Here is a 22,497-nt window from a genome sequence, read left to right on the forward strand (position 1 = left end):
CAGGCGTGCGCAGCGCTTTTTGGGGTGGGGTGGCAATCAAAAAGACCGCTAAACTGCTACACAGAGGTTGCGCGATCTTTTTGGCCTAATAGGATAACACGAGTGCACGACAGTCGCCGCGATCTGCGCTGACAAGCGATACTTAGCCTTGGCGCCGATAGCCAATGAGCCGGTTGATCCGCCTGCGTCTCATCTTCCCCACCACTACGCCGGCAATGGCTTCATCTGATGCGCCGCCCGCGCCACCACCTTGACCGCCCACGCCGCGTGTTGCGCGGTGACCAGCGCGGCATAATCGCCCAGCCGCATACTGCCGGTCCAACGGTAGAAGTGGGGCAGGTACAGCTGCTCATTCGTCAGGTCTTCGAGCTGCGTCATGATGGCCGCATCACTCGTCTCATAGGCTTGGCGCGCAGCGGCCAGCGTCATGGTTTGGTGCGACGCCTGAATTTTTTGACTCAGCTTTCCACAGCTGGCCCAGGTGTAAGGCTTGGGCAAAAAGCGCTGCGGCGTGCCCGCCAGGTTGGCGGTGCTCCAGGCCAAGTAAAGCTGCTGCCAAACGGCCAACTGCACGAGCACATCGCGCAGATCATGGTCGCGACCCTTGAACGGAAACGCCTGTGCTTGCGCTTTTGGCGTCAGACCATCGATGAGCGCATCTAACCGATCGTGTTGCTGATACGCACTGAGAATCAGTTCCTGTCTTGATTGTGGTTTCATGCCGATCTCCTTCCATGAATTCGAGGCACCACATTTTCCGGATCCGCCCTCATCATGGCGCAGGTGGCGCGATTATTCAAGGGGCGACAAGGCTGATCGCATCAAAAAAGCGCCTCACCCGAAGGCAGACGCTCACGTTCAGCTTAGTCTTCCGCAACGAACGGAAGCAGGCCCATGATGCGGGACCGCTTGATCGCAACGGTCAGCTTGCGCTGGTTCTTGGCGCTGGTGCCGGTCACCCGACGAGGTAAAATCTTACCGCGTTCGGAAACGAAGCGTTCCAGCAAGTTCGTGTCTTTGTAATCGATATATTCGATGTGGTTTGCGGCGATGAAGTCAACCTTACGGCGACGACGGCCACCACGACGTTGTTGTGCCATTGATGTCACTCCTTTTCAAAGATTTCTAGAACGGCAGGTCATCATCGGAGATGTCGATCGCTTTGCCGCTGTCGGCAAAAGGATCCTTGTTCGCAAAGTTGTCGTTGCCAGCCGGGGCTGGGGCGGCGTTATTGCTACTCGATGATGGGGTCGGGGTACTGCCAAAACTTGGGGCTTGTGGCGCAGTTTGCTGCGGCTGGCCACCAAAGTTCGGGTTGTAGTTGTTGGAAGACTGGTTGCCTGGCTGGGCAGGCTCGCTTGGCCGCGCTTGGGTGGTCGCACGAGATTCCAGCAGGGCAAAGTTTTCAACGACGATTTCGGTGACATAGACCCGCTGACCTTGATTGTTATCGTAGTTACGGGTCTGGATGTGGCCTTCCACCCCAATGAGTGATCCCTTACGCGTAAAATTGCTGAGGTTCTCAGCACTCTTGCGCCAGATCACGCAGTTGATGAAGTCGGTCTCTCGCTGACCTTGCTGGTTCGTGAACTGGCGGTCGACCGCCAGTGTGAACGACCCAACCGCGGTGCCGCTTTGCGTGTAACGCAAGTCGATATCGCGAGTCAGACGACCCGTCAAAGAAACGTTGTTGATCATTCCTTCAGCTCCCCTTCAGTTAATTTGACTATGAATTAGTCTTCGCGCTTCACGATCATCTGACGCAGAATGTCGCCAGAGATCTTAGCAAGCCGATCGAACTCGTCGATCGCAGCAGAGTCTTCCGCAGTCGCGTTCACGATGTGGTAGATGCCTTCGCTGTACTTCTTGATTTCATAGGCAAACTTACGCTTTTGCCAATCCTTGGAATCAATGATGGTTGCACCATTTTCCTTCAGAATATTGTCAAAACGTTCAACCAATGCAGTCTTCGCTTCTTCATCCATATCAGGACGGATGATGTAAGTGATCTCATACTTAGTTTCAGCCATGACGTTTCACCTCCTTGTGGACTTTGGCCCCTAATTCCTAGGAGCAAGGAGTAAGCCAGCCCGAGGGCACATGCTCACAAGCTAAAAGTGTACCATAAACGCCGATACGAGGCAAGATACGGGCGGGAATCTTTCCGCTGTGCCTGAGCGCTACACCATAACATTACGCAACTCGGTCCAATTGCCCCGCGCTGCCGATTTTTTGGTCGCCGGTTGACACAAAACTGCGCCGCCTTCCAGGTTGGCAGGCGGCGCGGCTTGTTCTGCACGTCACTTGGTGAAGCGGTCGTAGGCGGCCTGGCCCCAAACGCGGTCGATTTCGCCGAGGTATTCGATCACGTCTTGCTGCGGCGCAAACCGGTGCTTGAAGTTGTACAGGCCATCGCTATTGTCGGTGCCCCAGACGCCGCCCATGTCGTACTTGGCCTTGCCGAGCTGGCACGCCCAGTCGATCATTTCATACTGCAGGCGGTACGGCACCAGCAACTTGTTCTCGATGCGCTTGGAGCCGCCGTACATGTGCCAGACCTTGTCGCCAAACGCAAAGGCAACGGCGCCAGCATGCAGCTCGCCTTCGTACCAGGCGTTGTAGATCTTCATCTGGCCGGTCCCTTGGAAGGCCTCGACCATGCGCTGGAAGTACGCCTCGGGGCGGTAGGTGATGCCGTGGTACTCGCTCATCGCCTTGTAGGTTTCGAAGAAGTCGGCCATCAGTTCAGGGGAATCGCCGCTTTGCACTTCAACGCCAGTTTTCATCGCGTGGCGCATCTTGGTGCGCTCGTTGCTCTTCATGCCGGCGATCACATCCTCGATCGTCTTCCCCTGAATGTCGACGACAAAGTTCATGCGGGGTTGAATGGTGTCGTGGTTGCCGTGAAAATCACGGTTGCGCACCACGTAGCCGCGCTTTTCAAACGCATCGTTGAGTGCCTGGCTGTACAGCACTTCCGGGTCCATCCGGAGCAAAAAGGCGTTGCGCTGCTGCAAAGCCGGCGTGGCCTCTGCCACCAGCGCATCGATCGTCTCAAGGTCGGTGGGATCGCAAACCGGCCCCTTGGAGCAGTAAGCAAAGGTGTCCCCGGCCGGGTCGGTAACGGAAAGGATCGACATCGCCGCCGTCATCACGCCGCCGTCTTCGAGGTAGACATACAGCGGCTGCCAGTTGTTTTTCACCTTCCCCCAGTTCACGGACTGGGTCACGGAGGTGAATGAGGCGCTTTCCACGAAGGCTTCGTAGCGCGCCAGCTCGGCTTGATCGTTCAGGTTCACAATAGGCATAGTTGACTCCTTTTCTAAAAAATCCCGTCAGTATTCCGCTTCGCCTTTTTCTCGGCGAACCGCTTAGCGTAGCTGTCATAGTACTTCTTCACGCGGTGGTTGCGCAACAGCGACTTATCGGCGGCGTATTGCAGGGTGTTGGACGCCTTGCCCGCCGCGATCAGCTCCTGCATGTGCGCGCGCACGTCTTCGTCTTCAACGTTCGCCACGGCGTCGGCCGCATTGACCCCAAGCCACAGGTAATCCGCGCGGTTGAAGTCGGTTGCGGTGAACGGCTCGTTGAACAGCAATTCCTCAACTGCCGGCACGATCAGGTTCGTGCCGCTAGCCGTCGCGTAAAACGCAGAGCGCCCCTGCCGCGGGTTCAGCTCGATCAGCTTGAATTCGTGGTCGCGCGGGTCAAGCTTCAGGTCAAAGTTCCCAAAGCCCGAGTAGTTGATCGCTTTGACGAAGTGGATCAGTTTCTGTTCAATTTCTTCATGGTGTTCGATGAAGGTGGCCACGTAATTGCCGACCAAGAAGTCCGACGGGTCCTGCAAGAGCTGGCGCCCCATCGTGATCTGGCGCACGTTGTGGTCGCGGTCAGCGTAGAAGTTGACCGTGTACATCGCGTCATCGCCGCCTGGAATGAAGTCCTGCAGCAGCATCCGACCATCGTAGCCGGCCGCGTAGGTGCGCCGAATCATTTCGAGCATGTCGGCTTTATTCTGGAACTTGTAAGCCTTGCGTTGCCCTTCAAAGTCCAGGGCGATCTGCTGGGCGGCGTCGGCTGGCTTCATGGCAACGGGAAAATCGAGCGTCAGCGCCGCCACTTTTTCCGCGTAGTCGGCTTGGTCGACCACCACCGTTGTCGGGTACGGCAAGGCGTTGTCTTCACACAGCTGGTAGAAGCGGTCCTTGTAGTACACCGCATCCAGCACGGCAACGTCCGGGTAAGGCAACCAAACGGTGTCCTTCAGCGCCTCACGGTTGCGAATGCCGAGTTCAACATACTCATCCCCCGACATGCACATGATCGGCTTCACGCCCGGCACGCCGTACTTCGCCACCAGCTGCTTGACCGCCGCCACAAACACCGCGTCTTCCTTGAGCCCATCCACGATGGTGACATCGCAGATCTGCGAGTCGCGGGTCATGATCAACGGGGCGACCCCGAGACAGTGGGTCTTGACGCCGTACGCCTCGTGAAACGACCGCGCCATCTGGTAGGCGTTGACATCCGTTCCGACCATGATTGGAACAATTTTTTCAGTGTTGACCATATTTAGACTCCTGTATGTGTTGGAATGTGTAATCCCTTTTATTATGCCACAAAAGCGCCGCCTGCGACGGACGAAAACGGCCGGCCGTCAGCAACTGCTGAGGCCGACCGCACGGCCGCCGCGACAATCGTCTTTACAGGCTGACCGTCTGAATGCGCATGATGTTCTTGTTCAGCGAAATATCTTCGATGATATCCGCGTAGTTCATGGTTTTGGGGATCTCGATTTCATAGATGTTCACGTAGATCTGCGCGTCATCGGTTTGCGTGACACGAAAGTTCACGTCGTTGACCGTGATGTTGTGGCTTTCAAAGTAGCTCTGGATGAACTCCTTGGTTTCCAGCTTGTGGCGGTACTGGATCTCGATTTTTTTCATCGGGTTGATGTGAATCACCCGCTTCAAAAAGACTAGGACAAGGATGACCACGATGGCGCTGGCCACAGCGATCTCGTAGTTGCCCATCCCGATGGCCAAACCGATCCCGGCTACGGCCCAGAGGCTCGCGGCGGTGGTCAGGCCGCGCACAGCGCGGTGCTGCACCATGATCGTGCCGGCGCCGAGGAACCCGATACCAGACACCACTTGGGCGATCAGCCGAGCGTCATCGGCGCGCAGCACACCGGCCAGTTTGGGGTTCGCCAGCGCCGTATTCAAGGCGTTGTAGCCGATCTCCTTTTGCACCAGCGCAATGATGCAGGCCCCCACGCACACCAGCACGTGGGTCTTGATGCCGGCCGGCCGATTCTTGTGCTCACGGTCGTACCCGATCACGCCGGAGGCCAGGACGGCCAACAGTAGCCGCCCCACGATTTCCATCAAACTCAATTCAAATGTCATTGGAACCTCACTCTCTATTTCGAGGCGTGGCGAAGGCAGTGAGACACTGCTTTGCCATGCGAATTTCTTTTTGGGCTTTGGGCGCTGGCTGGCGTTGCGCCTAAGTGCGGGCGTTTTCCGGGGACTTTTAACTGCGTGGCCTCGGCCACGCGCTTTCCGACTCGCTTGCTTCTTTCGGCGCTTCGTCGAGCTACGCAAAGCAACGCAGGACTGTCTAGCTACGGACCGGCACTTGGGCCTAAGTGCGGGCCCAAGCACCAGTCCTAGGCTAGCCATCCTGCTAAGTGCGCTTTGCTTCGCTCTGGTTCGTCGAGCTGCGTGGCGCAACGCGGAAGCGGCTAGCTACGCTCAAGCACTCGCGCCTAAGTACGGGCGCAAGCGCTTGAGCTAGGCTACCCGTTCCGCTAAATGCGCGCCACTTCGCTCTGGTGAACAAACAACGGCCCGTCATCTGCCGGGCCGTCGCGTCAAATCCTATTCTGCGTCATTGTCGGGATCAGCGTCGGCCTCTGCGCGATGCAACAGCTCGTTGACCTGCGCGTTGGCGTCCCCGGCTAGTTGGTCAGTGCCGGCGTCTGGGGTCGCGGCTGCGGCCCCTTCGCCAGGCGTCCCCGCACTCGGCCCATCACTCGGTTGGCCGGTTGAGTCCACCGGCGCCGGTTCGTCCGGCTCCGGGGCCACTTTGGCCATGGTGGCGACTTTGGCGCCGTCGTCCACGCGGATCAGGCGCACGCCTAGGGTGGCGCGGCCGGTTTGGCTGACGTCCGCAATGCTGAAGCGGATCATCACGCCGGAGTCGGTCATCACCATGATGTCCTCATCCCCGTTGACCGTGGCGACGCCTGCCAGCGGCCCGTTTTTCTCGGTGACGTTGGCGGTCTTGATCCCTTTGCCCCCGCGACCCTTGACCGGGTACTCGGCGGCTGGGGTGCGTTTGCCGTAGCCCTGCTCGGAAATGACGAAGACTTCCGCGTCCGGCTTCAGCACGTCTGAGCCGACCACGTAGTCGCCTTCACGCAGGCGCACGCCGCGCACGCCGGTGGCGCTGCGGCCCATGCTGCGCACATCATCTTCGTTGAAGGTGACGGAGTAGCCGAGGTGCGTCCCGATGAACAGGGTGTCCGTGCCGGTGGTCGGGATGACGTTGCTCAGCTCATCGTCGTCCTTCATGTTCAACGCGATCAGGCCGTTCTTGCGAATGTTGAAGAAGTCGCTGATCGGCGTGCGCTTGACCACCCCATTTTTCGTGACGAAAAACAGGAACTGATCGTGCTCACCGCCTGGGGTGACGTTGATGATGGTCTGGATCTTCTCGGAGTTGGCGATGCCCAGCAGGTTGATGATCGGGATGCCCTTGGCCGTGCGGCTGTACTCAGGGATCTCGTAACCCTTGCTGCGGTAGACTTTACCCGCGTTCGTGAAGAACAGCAGGACGTCGTGAGTCGAGGTGGAGACGATGTGCTCGACAAAATCATCATCGTGCACGCCCATCCCCTGCAGCCCGCGGCCACCGCGGTTTTGCGTCTTGAACTCGCTGGACGGCAGGCGCTTGACGTAACCGTTGTGGGTCAGCGTGACCACGACGTTTTCCTCTTCGATCAGGTCCTCGTCTTCGATGTTCAGGTCCTCACCGACGAGCAGTTCCGTGCGGCGCTTGTCGCCGAACTTGCGCTGAATTTCCAGCAGCTCGTCGTAAATGATCTGGTGCACGCGTTCAGGCTTGGCCAAAATGTCCTTGAAGTCGGCGATCGCAGCGAGCACGTCCTTGTACTCGTTTTCGACCTTCTCGCGCTCCAGACCGGTCAGGCGCACCAGCCGCATGTCCAGGATCGCCTGGCTCTGCTTGTCGGACAAGGCGTACTTGTCCATCAGGATAACCTTGGCCACGTCCCCGGTTTCACTGGAGCGAATGATGTTGATGATAGCGTCGATGTGGTCCAGCGCGATCTTCAAGCCTTCCAGGATGTGGGCGCGCGCCTCGGCTTTTTTGAGGTCAAATTGCGTCCGCCGGCGGATGACGTCCTCTTGGTGCTGCAGGTAGTAGGTCAGGATGGCCTTGAGGCTCAGGGTCTTCGGCGCGCCGTTGACGATGGCGACCATGTTGAAGGAAAAGCCGGTTTGCAGCGGCGTCAGCTTGAACAGGTTGTTCAACACGACGGTGGCCGACATATCGCGGCGGATGTCGATGGTGATGCGCATCCCGTCACGGTCGGATTCATCGTTCAGGTCGGTGATGCCTTCGATCTTCTTTTCCCGCGCCAGCTCGGCGATGCGCTCCACCAGCTTGGCCTTGTTGACCATGTACGGGATCTCGGTCACGATAATGCGCTCGCGGCCGTTCTTTTGCGTCTCGATTTCGGTTTTGGCGCGCACCGTGATGACGCCCTTGCCGGTTTCGTACGCGTGGCGAATGCCGGACTTGCCCAGCACCAGCCCGCCCGTCGGAAAATCAGGGCCAGGTAGCGCGCCCATCAAGTCGAGCGTCGTTGCCTCCGGGTTGTCCATCAGGATGTGCAGCGCGGAGATGACCTCGGCCATGTTGTGCGGCGGAATGTTGGTGGTCATCCCCACCGCGATCCCGGTCGCGCCGTTGACTAGCAGGTTCGGGAAGCGCGCCGGCAGCACGACGGGTTCTTTTTCCGTGCCATCGTAGTTGTCCTGGTAGTCGATGGTGTCCTTATTGATGTCACGCAGCATCTCCAGCGTGATCTTGCTCATCCGGGCTTCGGTGTAACGCATGGCCGCGGCGCCGTCCCCATCGACGGAGCCGAAGTTCCCGTGCCCATCCACGAGCATGTACCGGTAGGAAAAGTCCTGCGCCATGCGGACCATCCCTTCGTAAATCGAGGAATCCCCGTGCGGGTGGTACTTCCCCATGACGTCCCCGACGATACGCGCGGACTTCTTGTACGGCTTGTCCGGCGTCACCCCGAGTTCGTTCATCCCATAGAGGATCCGACGCTGCACCGGCTTGAGTCCATCGCGGACATCAGGCAGCGCCCGCGCCACGATGACACTCATCGCGTACTCCAGGAAGGACGTCTTCATCGTTTTGCCGAGGTCAACGGTTGTGACCCGGCTTTCTTGGCGATCATCCAAAGTCTTGTTACTCCTTTCAAAGAGCAGCGAAGTGACTGCTCGTATGCGTCACGGATTGGCGGCAACGCGTGACATGCCATTTCTAGGTGGCAGATTGATTGAATTCGTGCAACTGGACGCTTGTGTAAGACCAGTGATTTTGATGCTTTTATTGGGGCGGCGTTCGGACTTTCCAGGGTCTTTCAACCGCATATCCTCGGCCACGCACTTTGCCGGCTCGCTTACTACTTTCCGGTCTTCGTCGAGCTGCGTGGCGCAACGCGGGCGCGTCTAGCTACGCCCAAGCACTCGGGCCAAAGAACGGCCCAAGCGCTTGCGCTAGGCTACCCGTCCCGCTAAGTGCGCGCCACTCCGCTCTGGGTCGTCGAGCTGCGCAAAGCAACGCAGGTGCATCTAGCTACGCCAAGTCACTCGGGGCCAAGAACGCCCCAAGCGCCTTGGCTAGGCTAGCTGACCTGCTAAATGCGCTTTGCTCCGCTCTGGGTTACGCATCAATATTCTTCACATCCACATAAACCGCGTTGTCTTCGATGAACTGGCGGCGTGGGGCGACGCTATCGCCCATCAGCATCTCGAAGATGCCATCGGCGTTTTCCGCGTCTTCAGGCGACACCCGCAACAGGCGGCGCTTGTCCGGATCCATGGTCGTTTCCCACAGCTGAGAGGCGTCCATTTCCCCGAGCCCTTTGTACCGCTGGATGACGGGTTTCGGGCTCGGCGGCAGTTGGCCAAGCACCTCAGTCAGCTCCTCATCGGAGTCGATGTAGCGCATCATTTTGCCCTGCCGCACCTGATACAGCGGCGGCTGGGCGATGTAAACGTAGCCGGCGGCCAACAGCGGACGCATGTAGCGGTAGATCAGCGTCAGCAACAGCGTGCGAATGTGCGCGCCATCGACATCAGCATCGGTCATGATGATCAGCTTGTGGTAGCGCGCCTTCGCAACGTCGAACTCGTCACCAAAGCCGGTGCCCATCGCGGTGAACAGCGTGCGGATTTCCTCGTTGGCGAGAATACGCTCCATGCTGGCCTTTTCGACGTTCAGGATCTTGCCGCGAATGGGCAAAATCGCCTGCGTCAGCCGACTCCGACCGGACTTGGCGGAACCACCGGCGGAATCCCCTTCGACGATGAACAGCTCGGAGATTTCCGGGTCCTTGCTGGAGTTATCCGCCAGCTTCCCGGGCAGGTTGGAGATTTCCAGTCCCGACTTCTTACGGGTCGCCTCGCGCGCCCGCTTGGCAGCGGCGCGGGCCTTGCTGGCCATCATCGCCTTGTCGACGATCTGCTTCGCCTCAGTCGGGTGCTCCATCAGGTACTTGTTGAAGTGCTCGGAAAAGGCGCGGTCGGTGACGGCACGAGCGTCCGCGTTGCCCAGCTTGGTCTTGGTTTGCCCTTCAAACTGCGGGTCCGGGTGCTTGACGGAGACGACCGCAGTCATCCCTTCGCGCACATCTTCCCCAGACAGGCTGTCCTCGTTCTCCTTGAGCGCCCCGGACTTGCGGGCGTAGTCGTTGACAATGCGGGTCAGCGCGGTTTTGAACCCGGTTTCGTGGGTCCCACCTTCGTAAGTATGAATGTTGTTGGCGAACGTCATCAGGGTGCTGGCGTAACCGTTGACCGAGTACTGCAGGGCCACTTCAACGGTGATGCCATTGGCCTGGCCCTCAACGTAAATCGGCTCAGTCAACAGGTTATCCTTGCTCTTATCGAGGAAGGCGACGTACTCCTTGATCCCGCCTTCGTAGTGGAAGACCTTTTTCTCCGCGGTGTCGGCGCGCTTATCCGTGAAGGTCAGGCGCAACCCCTTGTTCAAAAAGGCCAGCTCGCGAATGCGCTGGGTCAGGATCTTGTCATCGTAGGTGGTCGTCTCGGTGAAGATGTCCGGGTCCGGCACAAAGTGGACCTTGGTCCCGTGCTCATGCGCCGGCGCGTCTCCGATCACCTTCATCGGGGTGTTGACCTTGCCGCGCTTGAAGTCGATGTAGTAGCGCTGGCCATTGTGGGTGACCACCGCGTCCAAGGTGGTGGACAAGGCGTTGACGACGCTGGCGCCGACCCCGTGCAGCCCACCGGACACCTTGTAGCCGCCACCGCCGAACTTTCCACCGGCGTGCAGAATGGTGAACACCGTTTCCAGCGCCGGGCGGCCGGTTTGCTTCTGAATGTCGACTGGGATCCCACGCCCGTTATCGGTAACGGTGATGGAGTTGTCCGGCTCCACGACGACATTGATCTCGTCGGCAAACCCGGCCAGCGCCTCGTCGATCCCGTTATCGATGATTTCCCACACCAGGTGGTGCAGACCCTGAACTGAGGTCGAGCCAATGTACATCCCCGGCCGCTTGCGCACGGCTTCGAGGCCTTCCAGCACTTGGATCTGGCTGGCATCATATTCCGCCGCCAGGGCCTCTTTCTTCTCTTCGCGTTCTTCTTGATCTAATTGATCCGTCAAGAGTGGTGCCTCCTTTTAGAGCCGCAACCGAAGCTGCGGCGTGACTATTCTGCTTCTCCCGGGGTCAACACCCCGTCCGCCACATGGAACACGGCAGGTTGGTCGATTATTTCCCGGGCAATACCATCCAGACTGGTGGTCGTGAGAAAGGTCTGGACCTTATTTTGAATCGCCTTGAGCAGGTGCGTCTGACGCGTGTCATCCAGCTCGGACAACACATCGTCCAGCAGTAGCACTGGGTACTCGCCAGTTTGCGCCTTCATCAGGTCGATCTCGGCCAGCTTGACTGCCAAGGCTGTGGTGCGTTGCTGGCCCTGGCTGCCAAAACTCGCCACGTTCTTGCCGTTCACAATGAACGCCACGTCATCGCGGTGCGGCCCGACCAGCGTCGTCCCCTGCTCGATCTCGCGGTCCTTGTGCGCTGCGAACAGCGTCTGCAAGGCCGCGTACGCCTGCTCCACGCTACCGCGCGCGGCTTCCGGCACCTGCGTCTGATACTCGAACGTCAGGGTCTCCTTGGCCTTGGTGATGTCTTGGTGGATCACCGCCGCAAACTCAGCCATCTGCGCCAACAGCGCCGTACGCGCCACCACGATCTCCGCACCAAAGGCGGCGAGCTGATCGGATAGCACATCCAAGAACACGCGGTCCTTGGCCTGGCGGAATTTCAGTTGCTTGAGGTAGGCGTTGCGCTGCTTGAGCATCGTGCGGTACTGGCTCAGGTTATACAGGTACTTGCCGCTCATCTGGCCGAACTCCATGTCGATGAAGCGCCGCCGGTTGGCCGGGCTCCCTTTGACGATCGCCAGGTCCTCTGGCGCAAACAGCACCACGTTGAACTTGCCGAGGTACTGTGACAGCTTCGCCTGCTCAATGCGGTTGACCCGCGCGCGCTTGCCGGCTTTGGACACGACCAGCTCCAGCGTGGTGGTCCCGATCTCGCGCGCCACCGTTCCGGTGATCTTGGCGAAGTCCTGGCCGAAGCGAATCAGCTCGCGGTCGTTGCTGGTGCGGTGGCTGCGCGCTAACGCCAACACGTACACCGCCTCCAGCAGATTCGTCTTACCCTGGGCATTCGCCCCGATCAAGACGTTGATCTGCGGGCTAAAATCGCAATCAACGGTCGCGTAGTTGCGGTAGTTGCGCAGCGTCAGGTGGGTGAGTCTCACGCGCCAGCGGCAACGGTGATGACCGCGCCATCGGGAAGCGTCGCCGTGTCCCCAACGAACAGCTTACGGCCGCGTCGGTCATCCGGTTCCCCGTTGACCAACACCCGGTTTTCTTTCAGAAACCACTTGGCGGCCCCACCGCTATCGATCACGCCGGCGTCTTTTAACAGCTGCCCCAGCGTGATGTGATCCGTGGTAATCAAGACTTGATTCATCGTTGCCACTCCTTTGGCGCTAAGATTTGTCAGTTATAAACTACCTATATATTATACCGTTTTTACTCAGGGGTGACAATGCACCGAGCGAATATAACGGCGTCTCAGCCGAGTTTTGCGTAGGCTTGACCCCGATACGACTTTCCCCCTAAAACGGCTTAAACCGCCTTAGATTTCGCATACATCGATTAGCGCCGAATTTTTCAGAGCCAAAGTGGCCATGTTCGGTTTTCTGCAACCAAAAACGCCACACCGCAGATGTGCGGGTGACGTGACAAGTACAGTGACCGATTGCGGACCCTCTCGATTCCTCCGGAGCGGGAGCGGGCAGCGCCGTTTTGGATTGGCCGCACGATTGCTGGGAAAAATTGCAATTGATAATAAAAAAGCACGCTTATCGCGTGCCCTTTTATCATCAACTAGTAGGTCCGTACCGGCGTGATCAGCTGAATGAAGTGGGCCTGATCCTCGGTCGGCACCAGCGTGAACGGCCGCAACGGGGCGGTGAAGGCCACCGTGATCGTGGTTTGGCCAAAGCCCTGCAAGGCGTCCTTCATGTAATCCGGGTTGAAGGAGATCTCCAGTGCATCCCCGGTGAGGTTGCTGCAGGTCAGCACTTCTTCAACATTCCCGACATCCGGCGAGTTGCCGTAGATGGTTGCGGTTTGCGCCGCGGTGTCCAAGTTCAGCCGCACGACATTGTTTTGGCTTTCGTGGCTCAGCAGGCTCGCCCGCTGAATGGCCGCCAGCAGCGCCGGGGCTTCGAACTCAACCGTGGTGGTCGAGCTGGTTGGGATCAGGCGCGAGGTGTCCGGGTAGTTCCCTTCCAGCAAGCGGGAATAGAACGCGGTTTGACCGGCCAGGAACAGCACCTGGTTGTCGGCGAAGCGGATCTCGACTTGATCGATGTCATCCGTCAGCGTGCGGCCCAGTTCGATCAAGCTCTTGCCGGGAATGATCACGTCGTAGTTCGCGTCTTCGGCGTTCGGCAGCTCCAAGGTGCGCTGGGCCAGCCGGTGGGAGTCCGTGGCCACGGCGGTCAGCTGACCGGCTTCGATCTGCAAGTGCACCCCGGTCAAGATCGGCCGCGTTTCCTGGTTGGACACCGCGATGACGGTTTGGCTGATCAGTTGGCGCAGCACCGCCGCGGAGACGATCAGCGGGTTGTCGCTGGCGATTTCCGGTAGGTGCGGGTAGTTGTTGGCATCCAGCCCGTTGATCTTGAACTCAGAGGCCCCACTGGAAATGACGGTTTGGAAGTTGTCTTGGACTTCCAGCGTCATCGTTTTTTCCGGCAGGCGCTTGACGATGTCGGTGAAAAAGCGAGCCGGTAACACGATGCTCCCGGTGGATTCGATCTGCAGGTCGTTGGTTTCGCTGTTGGCATCGATGCGCGACTCAATGGAGATATCGGCATCGCTCCCGGTCAGCACCAACCCAGTGTCTGAAAGCACCAGCTTCAACCCGGTCAGGATCGGGATCGTGGTTTTGGTTGAAATGGCTCGGGAGACGTCGTTCAGCGTCTTGATGAAGGTCGTACGCGTGATGGTGAATTTCATGAAGCATCCTCCTCGTGGTGGTGTCTATATATATAATACGCTTTTTAAGTAATAGTAGTAGGCCCCGGGGAAACTGTGGAAAAGTCTGAGAAACACGCCGTGGGTCATTTAATCACTTGTGGATAACTCAGGCGAATAAGTGCGGGTTGTTTTGGCAGTTATCCACACCACCGATTTAGCCGCGATTTTTGAGTCGGTTTTTGAGCTCGATGATCTGCGACTTCAGCTCGGTGTCGAGCCCGATTTCTGTGGCGATTTTCTCGTGCGCGTGAATGACGGTGGTGTGGTCCTTGCCGCCGAACTCCTGCCCGATTTTCGGCAGGCTGTTCTCGGTCATTTCGCGCGCAAGGTACATCGCGATCTGACGCGGCATGACGATCTGCTTCACCCGTTTCTTGCCCTTCAGCTCGCTGATGGTGACCTGGTAGTACTTGGCGACCACCTCTTGAATGTGGCTGATGGACAGCTCGGCGTCCTTGTCCGACAGCTTCAGGCTCTTCAAGGCGTCGGCCGCAAGCGAAGTGCTGATGTCGGCGTGGTTCATCGTCGCATAAGCCTGCACGCGCACCAAGGCGCCTTCCAGCTCGCGGACGTTGCTGTCGATCTGGCCGGCGATGTAAGACAGCGTATCATCGGGGATCACGAGGTGCTCGGCGTTGGCCTTGTTGCGCAAAATCGCGATCCGCGTCTCCAGGTCCGGTGGCGTCACGTCAACGGAGAGGCCCCACTTGAACCGCGACACCAGGCGCTCCTGAAGCTTGGGGATCTCGTTGGGCAGGCGGTCAGATGTCAGCACGATCTGCTTTTTGTTTTCATATAAAGCGTTGAACGTGTGGAAGAATTCCTCCTGCGTCGCCTCTTTGTCGCCGAAGAACTGGATATCGTCGACCAAAAGCAGGTCCACGTTGCGGTACTCCTGGCGGAACTGCTCCTGCTTCTTGGTCTGGATGGAGTTGATGAAGTCATTGGCGAACGCCTCGGACGTCACGTACTTCACGTTGGCGCTGGGATCGTAGTCCAGCAGCTGGTGGCCGATCGCCTGCATCAAGTGGGTCTTGCCCAGCCCCACGCCGCCATACAAAAAAAGCGGGTTGTAGAGCTTGCCGGGTTCCTCAGACACCACAAGCGCCGCCGCGTGGGCCATCTGGTTGCCCTTCCCGGTGACGAACGTGTCGAACGTGTATTTACTATTGAGATGCGTTTTTTCTTTGAAGGTCGGGATCGGGGCCGTGGCCTCAGTCGCGGCAAGCGTAGCCGGCTGGGCCGGCTTGTCGCCGAGCAGCTGCACCACGGGCTGGATCTCAAGGTTATCGAACGCATAACTCCAGGCGACCACCTTGGTCACCAGATTTTGCTCCCAGTAGTCTTTGTGCAACGGCGAAGGCACGCCAATCATCAAGGTGTTGCCGATCAGGCTCAGCGGCTTGACCGAGCCGACCCACGTGTTGTAGCTGACCGTGGTCAGGTCGTCTCTGAATTTATTTTCGAGGTACGCCCATAATTCATCAATTGTTGGCACCCGTAGTCCCCCCTGTCTCAAGGTTCAACCCACAATGTATAAAAATTCATCGGTGGACGCACTGTGGATCGCAAGGTTAAGTTTAGCATTTTGCCCGGGAGTTTTCCACAAAGTAATGCGTTATCCACATCGTTCACGGCGTGGGGATAACCCTATCGACAAACCCGTTCATAAGTTTTCCACAGTGGTGGGCACAAACGAAATGGTTCAGTGAAAATAACGGGTTATCCACAAATTAGTTGTGGAACTAACCCCTTTGTGCAATGCGTGTTTCACGGGTTATTCACATCAGAAAATCCGTCTGTGGATAACTATCACACACCCTGTGATTTTCGGGATACGGCGCGCATAAGCTGTGAATTAGCCCGATTTGGCTGCGCGCTCGGTAACAACTTGTCCACAAGTTTTCCGCAATTTGGTCCGTTTTGTGGATAAGGCGTAACGTGACTTTTTTCGCGCTTTTTCTTGACGGCAACCCGTTGCGTCCGTATAATGGGAAGATGTTTGAATGACAATGACGTTACTGAAAATAGTAAACGATAAATAGGAGGTGTCCTCATGACCACGAAACGTACATTTCAACCGAAGAAGCGTCACCGCGAACGCGTGCACGGCTTCATGAAGCGGATGAGCACCAAGAACGGCCGTAAAGTTTTGGCTCGTCGTCGCGCTAAGGGACGTAAAGTATTATCCGCCTAACACCCCACTGACCGCGGTCAGTGGTTTTTTTTTACCAGAGCGGAGCAAAGCGCGCTTAGCAGGTCAGCTAGCCTAGCCAAGTTGCTTGGGCGTACTTGGCCCCGAGTGACTTGGCGTAGCTAGATGCACCTGCGTTGCTTTGCGCAACTCGACGAACCAGAGCGGAGTGGCGCGGTTATGAGGGTTGGGCTAAGCCAGCCTGACGCTTGCGCCCGTACTTAGGCGCGAGGGGCAGGCTGGTTTAGACCGCACCCTCATGCGCCACGCAGCTCGACGAAGATCGGAAGAAAGCAGCAAGCGAGCCGGAAAGCCAGTCGCCGAGATTGCATGGTTAGAAGACCGCAGAAGTGCTTGGGGCGTGGCAAGGCACTGCTGCGTAGCGAGGCGAAGCCGAACGGAAGCAAGCCGCTTCCGCGTTGCTTTGCGCAGCGCGGCAGGCCAGGACTGCCGCGTGGTACATATATAGGTGATCACACAACACCACCGGATCGATCCGGCGGTTATCGTTGAACACGCTTGCTCTGGTGTCCTACCGCAGACTCTTGTATACTATTAAACAGATTGTGAGGGAGCGTTCTTGCGTAAGTCTTACCGCATCAAACGAGAAGATGAATTTCAGCATGTATTTGAAGCCGGCGAGTCGGTGGCGAACCGCAATTTTGTGGTTTACCATGTGACGCGTGACCAGCCCCATTTTCGCGTGGGCATTTCGGTGGGGAAAAAGGTTCATTTGCGCGCGGTTGTCCGCAACCGGGTGAAACGCTACATCCGCCAATCGTTGCTGGAGCTGAAACCGGACATCGATCCGCAGGCTGATTTTGTCGTGATCGCGCGCAAGTCGGCTAAGCAGTTGGATATGGCTGGCACGAAGAAGAACCTGGTGCATGTGCTGACGTTGGCCGGCGTGCTCCGCGAACATATCGACATTATCTGATCGCCGCTTCGGCGTGATTACTGGGCGTGGCCGCGTGCCACCAACGAAAGAGGGATATTCGTGAACAAACGCAATACCAAGCGCCTGCTGGTCGTTCTCGGCCTGCTGTGCCTGACGGTCGTTCTGACCGCCTGTGGCACGTCAACCGTTACCGAAAACAGCACTGGCTTCTGGGACCGCCAGGTGGTGTACAACGCCGCGCAATTCATCCTGTGGCTGGCCAAGATCTCTGGCGGTAACGCCGGGGTCGGGATCATTCTCTTCACCTTGCTGGTGCGGATTCTGATTTTCCCGCTGAGCTACATCTCCATCAAGAACATGACCAAGCAGCAAGAGCTTGCGCCGCGCCTCAAGGAGCTTCAAAAGAAGTACAGCAGTAAGGACACTGACACGCAAAACCAGTTGCGTGAGGAAACCCAGAAGCTGTACGCCGAAGAGGGCGTCAACCCGATGATGGGCTGCCTACCGATGCTGCTTCAGATGCCGTTCCTGTTTGCCTTGTACCAGGCGATCTTCCGGACGGACGCGCTGAAGGTCGGGCGCTTCCTTTGGATGAACCTCGCGCAGCCAGACCCGCTGTGGATCATGCCGATCCTTGCCGCCGCGCTGACTGCCGGCACCACGCTGGTGTCCACGCTGGCCCAGCCGCAGCGCACGTCGATGAACTGGATCATGGTGGCTATTTCACCGATCATGATCCTGTTCATGGCGTTCCAGTTCCCGAGCGCGCTGGCCATCTACTGGGTCGTTACCAACGCCTTTTCACTGGGGCAGACCTTCTTGCTCCAAAACCCCTTCAAGATCAAAAAGCAGCGTGAAGCAAAGCAGCAAGCGGAACGCGACCGCCAAAAGGCTGTCCGCAAGGCTTATAAGCGCGCACTGAAGAAGTAACTCAAGAGAGCACCCGCAAGAACGGCGGCAACGCCGTTTTTATGTGGGGAGGAGGATCCAAATGCCGACTTTTCAAGGCACAACGATGCAAAAGGCGATCGACGCCGGGCTCCTAGCGCTCGGTGTGGCACGTGACCAGGTCACCGTTGACGTGATTCAGGAGGGCAAGCGCGGCCTGCTGGGCTTTGGCAAGCAGGTGGCGATCGTCAACCTGAACGTGATCGCCCCGGCGACCCCCGAGCCGGCCCCGGCGGCGCCAGTCGCCGAACCGGCGAAGCACCACCTGCCGCACCACAGCAACCCCAAGCGCGATGACCAAACTGCGTTGGCGTTGGTGCAAAGCTACCTGGAAGACATCACGCGCGAGCTTGGCTTGGCCGCCACGATCACCAGCGAGCGCCGCGGTGACCATGTGTGGTACCAGATCGCCACGGACAAAGAGGCCCTGCTGATCGGCAAGCACGGTAAGATCATCAACGCCATCCAGTACCTGGCCCAAACCGAGTTCAACCACTACGGCAAGGCCAAGTGGACGATCATGCTGAACGTGGGTGACTACCGCGAGCGCCGAGACGCCGCGGTGCGCCGGCTGGCCGAAAAAAGTGCGCGTGAAGTCGTCGCACGCGGCACCAGCGTCTACCTTGACCCGATGCCCGCGTTTGAGCGCAAGGCCATTCACGCCACGCTGGCGGACAATGCGTATGTCACCACGCATTCCGAGGGGAACGACCCGCGGCGGTACGTGGTGATCACGCCACAAGCGCGGCGGTAGGTTGATTCAGATGAATTGGAAAGTGTCGCCTCGTGCGGCGCTTTTTTGCTGTAAGCGATGCGTGGTCACGCACAAGTCAACCTGGGTTCAGGTGCTTGTGCGTTTTTTGATGGCCGCAGAGTGGGTGGACATGGCCTGGGCTGAGGGGCAGAATTGACGGCTAAATGGTTAATTCCTTGAATGTTTCTAACTCAATCGGCCCAACCTGGGGTAATTAACGTTTAGATTTTTCAATTAATTATTATATAAATATTTCCATTTGACTTAAATAGTATACGATGAGTCATATTTCTTGTGTTTACAATAACCGCCTTGTATATTGTCGAAGGAACCGCTTTCACAACAATTTTTCGAGGAGGAAATAGGATGAAGGGGCCAAATTGGGAACCAAAACCACACTATCGGCTTTATAAGGCGGGGAAGCTTTGGCGCGCGGTCATGATCGCAGGCGTCGGGGCGACACTGATCGGCGTGCAAGGCCAACTGGTTAAAGCGGACGCGACGCCCGAGGCGCCAGCCGCGACCGTGACAACAACGCCAGCGGCCGAGCCGACTCAAGCGAACACGCCGGCTGATGACGCGCCGACGTCCACGGCTGGGCGCGACCAGGCGTCACCGGTCGTTACCTCAGCACCGGCAACGGAGGCCAGCACCGCTGAGACATCCGCGGCGCCCGTGATCACCACGGCGGCATCACCGGCCGTGACGGCTGACGCGCCGCCTGTTGATGCACCTGCTGATGCGTCGGCGGTTGATGCACCCGCAGTTGCGGCCGCACAACCCGCGGCAGTCAGTGAGGCTGAAGCCGTGACCCCGGCGAAGCAAACCATCATTCGCGGCACGATCGGGGCCTCGAATGCGGCGGCAACAGACGCGCTACTCCAAGCGCTTGCGGGCCACCCGGAGCTGAGCCAAATCAGCATCGGCCTGGCTGGGGATGCCAGCGTTGATGCGCAGGTGACGGCACTGGGTCAGACGACGGCGAATCTCGCCACGGACGGGTACCTGATTCACAGCGGAACGGTCAAGGGCCAGACGCAACTGGTGATCGAAGGGGTCGGGGAAACGGGACTGGCATACGCCATTGCCGATTTGACTAAGCGCCTGGCGACCACCCCAGATCTCAGTCAGATCGATGTGCACGAGTCTCCGGAGATGCCGATTCGTGGCGTGATCGAGGGCTTTTACGGGCAGCCGTGGTCGGATCAGGCACGCAAGGATCTGTTTGCCTTCATGGGCGAGCATCGCATGAACGTCTACATCTACTCGCCAAAGGATGACGACTACCTGCGCAAGGACTGGCGGGCCCTTTACCCAGCCGACCAGCTGGCGGCGCTCAAGACGCTGGTTGACAGCGCGACGGCCAACCACGTGCAATTCGTTTACACGCTATCGCCGGGGAACGATATTGCTTATGGTAGCGACGCGGATTATCAGGCGACGGTGGCGAAGCTGAATCAGCTCAAGTCGATCGGGGTGCAACAGTTTTATATCGCGCTGGACGACATTCCGCTGACCATGACAGCCGCGGATCGGGCCCAGTTCCCGAACCGGCCGAGTGCCACCTACCCCAACAACGGGTGGTCCGGCCTGGCTGACGCCCAAGCGTACTATTTGAACCGAGTTGAAAAAGACTACATTGTCGCCAACGGCCTGCCGCACCTGTGGCTTGTGCCGACCAATTACAGCGGCTCCGCGCGCGACCCGTTCAAGGAGGCGCAAGGGGAAACGCTGGATCCGAACATCCGCATGCAGTGGACGGGTGAAGGGGTCTTTTCGGCGACCATCACGGCGGACTCGATCAGCCGAGCCAAGACAACGTACAACACCGATCATTTGTTCATCTGGGACAATTTTCCGGTGAATGATTCGAATCAGGACCGGCTCTACCTCAACCCACTGGAGGGGCGGGCGGACGATCTCTACACCGTTACCGATGGCTTCACCGCTAACCCGATGATCCAGCCATACGCCTCGTGGATCGGCATCGCGGGCTACGCGGATTACACCTGGGAATCGGCGACTTACAAGCCAGAGCAGACGCTTCAAAATACGCTGGATGAGCTGGCGGGTCCTGACGCACAGGTGCGGCAAACCCTGGCGGCCTTTGTTGACCTGAACCAGTACTGGGACTACGCGGCACCTGCAGACAAGCGGAACGCGCCGATCCTCTCGGGTCTGCTGGCGGCGTATCGGAATGCCGACCTCAGGACGACCGCGGGGCAGGCGGCCAAAACGGCGCTAATTGATCAGCTCCAATTAATTATTGACGCGCCGACGCGTCTTCAGCAGATGGCGGTCAAGGGGTTCTATGACGACGCGAAGCCATGGCTGACGGCCGCGGCGGCCTGGGCAACGGCGGAACTGCAGGCCATTGCGCTGATCGACCAGATCGACGCGAATCAGCTGACGGGTCCACAGGCTGTGACCCAGTTGGATCAGTTGCAGGCCGCGGTCGCCACCGCAATGGTCAAAGCGATCCCGAACAGTCGTACCGGGGACCCCACGCCGGTCTTCACGCCGACGGTTGGGGATGGTGTTTTCCAGGCCTTGATCGACCTAGCTTACAACCGGGTCGACACCTGGCTGAACCTTGTGACTATCCCCGAAAACCCGACCCCGTTGACGGGGTTGGCAGCGGGCACGAATTTGGGCACATACGGCAACAACGGGCCGGCAAATATGGTGGACGGCGATCCGACGACCAAGTTTTGGAGTAACGGGAACGTGACCGCCGATAGTGTCGTTTACGCGCAGTTACCAGAGGTGACCGATGTTCAGCGCATTGTGTTGCAGCAAGGCACCAGCGATGCGGTAACCTCCGGTGATATCTTCGGCGATGCCGATATCTATGTGGGGGCCCAAAGCGATGGGTCTGACTGGGTCCTCGCCGGTCATGTCACTGCCAGCGGGCGAGTTCAAATCGATTTGCCAACGCCGGTTCCCACCCGGTACGTTGTGGTTTATGCCAACGGGGCCACAGACGCATGGTTGCAAGTACGTGAGCTGACGGTGTACGGCCCGACTGGTGGGGCGAGTGAGCACTTGGTCGATGTCACCGGCACGATCCAGCAGGCGTTCGACACGGTGAAAACGCGCTATGAGGGGCAACTGGCCCCGGATCAACCCGAGGGCATGCTTGAAAAAGACGCCGCAACGCCTTTAACGGGGATCCACTCTGCCGTCCTCGTGGGTGCCGCAAAGGGATCGATCCAGATCCTGGTGGCCGGTGAGTGGCAGACCCTTGGACAGACGGATGGGACAGGGACGGTCACCCGGCTGGCGGTCGAGGCCCCAACGGTTGACGGCATCCGGTTCATTCCGGCTTCGGACGCCGGTCAGTTCAAGATTTACGCCCTTGGGCTCAGTCCGGATGAGGTGCCGGGTGAAACGGCGCCGACCGATAATGGCGGCACTGAGACGGGTGGCACCACTACCGATCCAGACCAGCCGGGTACGGGCAGTGGCACGCCGACTGATCTGGATCAACCGGGTACAGGCAGTGGCACCACCGGCAGCGACACCAGCACCACTGGCGGTGCGTCAGGCGCGGCGAGTGGCACACCTACCGGCAACCCGGCGGATGCTCAGGCCAAGGGTGATCAGCAGGCCAAGGGCAAGCCAGGGGCTACCGGTGGCGCGCAGCACCTGCCGCAAACGGGGAATGTGCACGCCGCGAACGCCTCGATCTGGGGCAGCTTGCTGGTGCTCCTGACGAGTTTGGGTGGTGCGCTGACGTGGCGGCGGAAGCACACGGCGCAGTAAGAATGGAGGACG

General features: G+C 58.6%; 18 protein-coding genes. 5 read left to right on the forward strand and 13 right to left on the reverse strand.

What is annotated here, in order from left to right:
- Nucleotides 1–204 precede the first annotated feature (204 nt).
- The 13 genes from EKM88_RS00215 to dnaA all read right to left on the reverse strand — a co-directional run bounded on the left by EKM88_RS00215 (nucleotide 205) and on the right by dnaA (nucleotide 15,424).
- On the reverse strand, nucleotides 205–720 hold the full coding sequence (locus EKM88_RS00215; RefSeq protein WP_125702169.1) for a ClbS/DfsB family four-helix bundle protein: 516 nt from the start codon (nucleotides 718–720) through the stop codon (nucleotides 205–207).
- 143 nt (nucleotides 721–863) lie between these two features.
- Nucleotides 864–1,100 (reverse strand): 30S ribosomal protein S18, encoded by a 237-nt coding sequence (gene rpsR / locus EKM88_RS00220; RefSeq protein WP_054718320.1) that lies wholly within the window; start codon nucleotides 1,098–1,100, stop codon nucleotides 864–866.
- Nucleotides 1,101–1,125: 25 nt separating this feature from the next.
- Nucleotides 1,126–1,698, reverse strand: a complete 573-nt coding sequence (gene ssb / locus EKM88_RS00225) for a single-stranded DNA-binding protein (RefSeq protein WP_125702170.1) — start codon at nucleotides 1,696–1,698, stop codon at nucleotides 1,126–1,128.
- A gap of 35 nt (nucleotides 1,699–1,733) precedes the next feature.
- Nucleotides 1,734–2,030: a 30S ribosomal protein S6 gene (gene rpsF, locus EKM88_RS00230; protein WP_125702171.1), complete on the reverse strand. Its 297-nt coding sequence runs from the start codon at nucleotides 2,028–2,030 to the stop codon at nucleotides 1,734–1,736.
- A 270-nt stretch (nucleotides 2,031–2,300) separates the two neighbouring features.
- Nucleotides 2,301–3,308, reverse strand: coding sequence for a lipid II:glycine glycyltransferase FemX (locus EKM88_RS00235; protein ID WP_125702172.1), 1,008 nt, complete (start codon nucleotides 3,306–3,308; stop codon nucleotides 2,301–2,303).
- 14 nt (nucleotides 3,309–3,322) lie between these two features.
- The gene (locus EKM88_RS00240) at nucleotides 3,323–4,570 is read right to left on the reverse strand and encodes a carboxylate--amine ligase (protein ID WP_125702173.1); all 1,248 of its coding nucleotides are present in this window, start codon (nucleotides 4,568–4,570) and stop codon (nucleotides 3,323–3,325) included.
- A gap of 133 nt (nucleotides 4,571–4,703) precedes the next feature.
- On the reverse strand, nucleotides 4,704–5,408 hold the full coding sequence (locus EKM88_RS00245) for an MgtC/SapB family protein (RefSeq protein ID WP_125702174.1): 705 nt from the start codon (nucleotides 5,406–5,408) through the stop codon (nucleotides 4,704–4,706).
- A 474-nt stretch (nucleotides 5,409–5,882) separates the two neighbouring features.
- On the reverse strand, nucleotides 5,883–8,507 hold the full coding sequence (gyrA, locus tag EKM88_RS00250) for a DNA gyrase subunit A (protein ID WP_125702175.1): 2,625 nt from the start codon (nucleotides 8,505–8,507) through the stop codon (nucleotides 5,883–5,885).
- Between the two features lie 484 nt (nucleotides 8,508–8,991).
- On the reverse strand, nucleotides 8,992–10,962 hold the full coding sequence (gene gyrB, locus EKM88_RS00255) for a DNA topoisomerase (ATP-hydrolyzing) subunit B (protein ID WP_125702176.1): 1,971 nt from the start codon (nucleotides 10,960–10,962) through the stop codon (nucleotides 8,992–8,994).
- 44 nt (nucleotides 10,963–11,006) lie between these two features.
- Nucleotides 11,007–12,131, reverse strand: a complete 1,125-nt coding sequence (gene recF, locus EKM88_RS00260) for a DNA replication/repair protein RecF (protein WP_125702177.1) — start codon at nucleotides 12,129–12,131, stop codon at nucleotides 11,007–11,009.
- A complete protein-coding gene (gene yaaA, locus EKM88_RS00265) occupies nucleotides 12,128–12,346 on the reverse strand; it encodes a S4 domain-containing protein YaaA (protein WP_125702178.1) in 219 nt (72 codons plus the stop codon). Before yaaA ends, recF begins: the two co-directional genes overlap by 4 nt.
- A gap of 419 nt (nucleotides 12,347–12,765) precedes the next feature.
- A complete protein-coding gene (dnaN, locus tag EKM88_RS00270; protein WP_125702179.1) occupies nucleotides 12,766–13,905 on the reverse strand; it encodes a DNA polymerase III subunit beta in 1,140 nt (379 codons plus the stop codon).
- A gap of 175 nt (nucleotides 13,906–14,080) precedes the next feature.
- Nucleotides 14,081–15,424, reverse strand: coding sequence for a chromosomal replication initiator protein DnaA (dnaA, locus tag EKM88_RS00275; protein WP_125702180.1), 1,344 nt, complete (start codon nucleotides 15,422–15,424; stop codon nucleotides 14,081–14,083).
- A 558-nt stretch (nucleotides 15,425–15,982) separates the two neighbouring features.
- Between dnaA and rpmH the strand changes: the two genes are divergently transcribed.
- The 5 genes from rpmH (at nucleotide 15,983) to EKM88_RS00300 (ending at nucleotide 22,485) form a co-directional block, all read left to right on the forward strand.
- Entirely contained in the window at nucleotides 15,983–16,123 is a 141-nt protein-coding gene (rpmH, locus tag EKM88_RS00280; protein ID WP_003568442.1) for a 50S ribosomal protein L34, read from the forward strand.
- Nucleotides 16,124–16,700: 577 nt separating this feature from the next.
- The gene (gene rnpA, locus EKM88_RS00285; protein WP_125702181.1) at nucleotides 16,701–17,057 is read left to right on the forward strand and encodes a ribonuclease P protein component; all 357 of its coding nucleotides are present in this window, start codon (nucleotides 16,701–16,703) and stop codon (nucleotides 17,055–17,057) included.
- 60 nt (nucleotides 17,058–17,117) lie between these two features.
- Nucleotides 17,118–17,948: a membrane protein insertase YidC gene (locus EKM88_RS00290; RefSeq protein ID WP_164511940.1), complete on the forward strand. Its 831-nt coding sequence runs from the start codon at nucleotides 17,118–17,120 to the stop codon at nucleotides 17,946–17,948.
- A gap of 61 nt (nucleotides 17,949–18,009) precedes the next feature.
- The gene (gene jag / locus EKM88_RS00295) at nucleotides 18,010–18,720 is read left to right on the forward strand and encodes an RNA-binding cell elongation regulator Jag/EloR (RefSeq protein WP_125702182.1); all 711 of its coding nucleotides are present in this window, start codon (nucleotides 18,010–18,012) and stop codon (nucleotides 18,718–18,720) included.
- Nucleotides 18,721–19,086: 366 nt separating this feature from the next.
- Nucleotides 19,087–22,485, forward strand: coding sequence for a beta-N-acetylglucosaminidase domain-containing protein (locus EKM88_RS00300; protein ID WP_125702183.1), 3,399 nt, complete (start codon nucleotides 19,087–19,089; stop codon nucleotides 22,483–22,485).
- Nucleotides 22,486–22,497: the final 12 nt, after the last annotated feature.

Origin of the sequence: Lacticaseibacillus daqingensis (assembly GCF_003946115.1) — a bacterium.
GTDB classification, from domain to species: Bacteria; Bacillota; Bacilli; order Lactobacillales; family Lactobacillaceae; genus Lacticaseibacillus; species Lacticaseibacillus daqingensis.

What these genes read in the sequence shown, in the direction of transcription:
- ssb (WP_125702170.1), bottom strand. Translation starts at nt 1,698, where the DNA reads ATGATCAACAACGTTTCTTTGACGGGTCGTCTGACTCGCGATATCGAC.
- EKM88_RS00245 (WP_125702174.1), bottom strand. Translation starts at nt 5,408, where the DNA reads ATGACATTTGAATTGAGTTTGATGGAAATCGTGGGGCGGCTACTGTTG.
- dnaN (WP_125702179.1), bottom strand. Translation starts at nt 13,905, where the DNA reads ATGAAATTCACCATCACGCGTACGACCTTCATCAAGACGCTGAACGAC.
- EKM88_RS00240 (WP_125702173.1), bottom strand. Translation starts at nt 4,570, where the DNA reads ATGGTCAACACTGAAAAAATTGTTCCAATCATGGTCGGAACGGATGTC.
- yaaA (WP_125702178.1), bottom strand. Translation starts at nt 12,346, where the DNA reads ATGAATCAAGTCTTGATTACCACGGATCACATCACGCTGGGGCAGCTG.
- EKM88_RS00235 (WP_125702172.1), bottom strand. Translation starts at nt 3,308, where the DNA reads ATGCCTATTGTGAACCTGAACGATCAAGCCGAGCTGGCGCGCTACGAA.
- EKM88_RS00300 (WP_125702183.1), top strand. Translation starts at nt 19,087, where the DNA reads ATGAAGGGGCCAAATTGGGAACCAAAACCACACTATCGGCTTTATAAG.
- jag (WP_125702182.1), top strand. Translation starts at nt 18,010, where the DNA reads ATGCCGACTTTTCAAGGCACAACGATGCAAAAGGCGATCGACGCCGGG.
- rpmH (WP_003568442.1), top strand. Translation starts at nt 15,983, where the DNA reads ATGACCACGAAACGTACATTTCAACCGAAGAAGCGTCACCGCGAACGC.
- EKM88_RS00215 (WP_125702169.1), bottom strand. Translation starts at nt 720, where the DNA reads ATGAAACCACAATCAAGACAGGAACTGATTCTCAGTGCGTATCAGCAA.
- rpsF (WP_125702171.1), bottom strand. Translation starts at nt 2,030, where the DNA reads ATGGCTGAAACTAAGTATGAGATCACTTACATCATCCGTCCTGATATG.
- rpsR (WP_054718320.1), bottom strand. Translation starts at nt 1,100, where the DNA reads ATGGCACAACAACGTCGTGGTGGCCGTCGTCGCCGTAAGGTTGACTTC.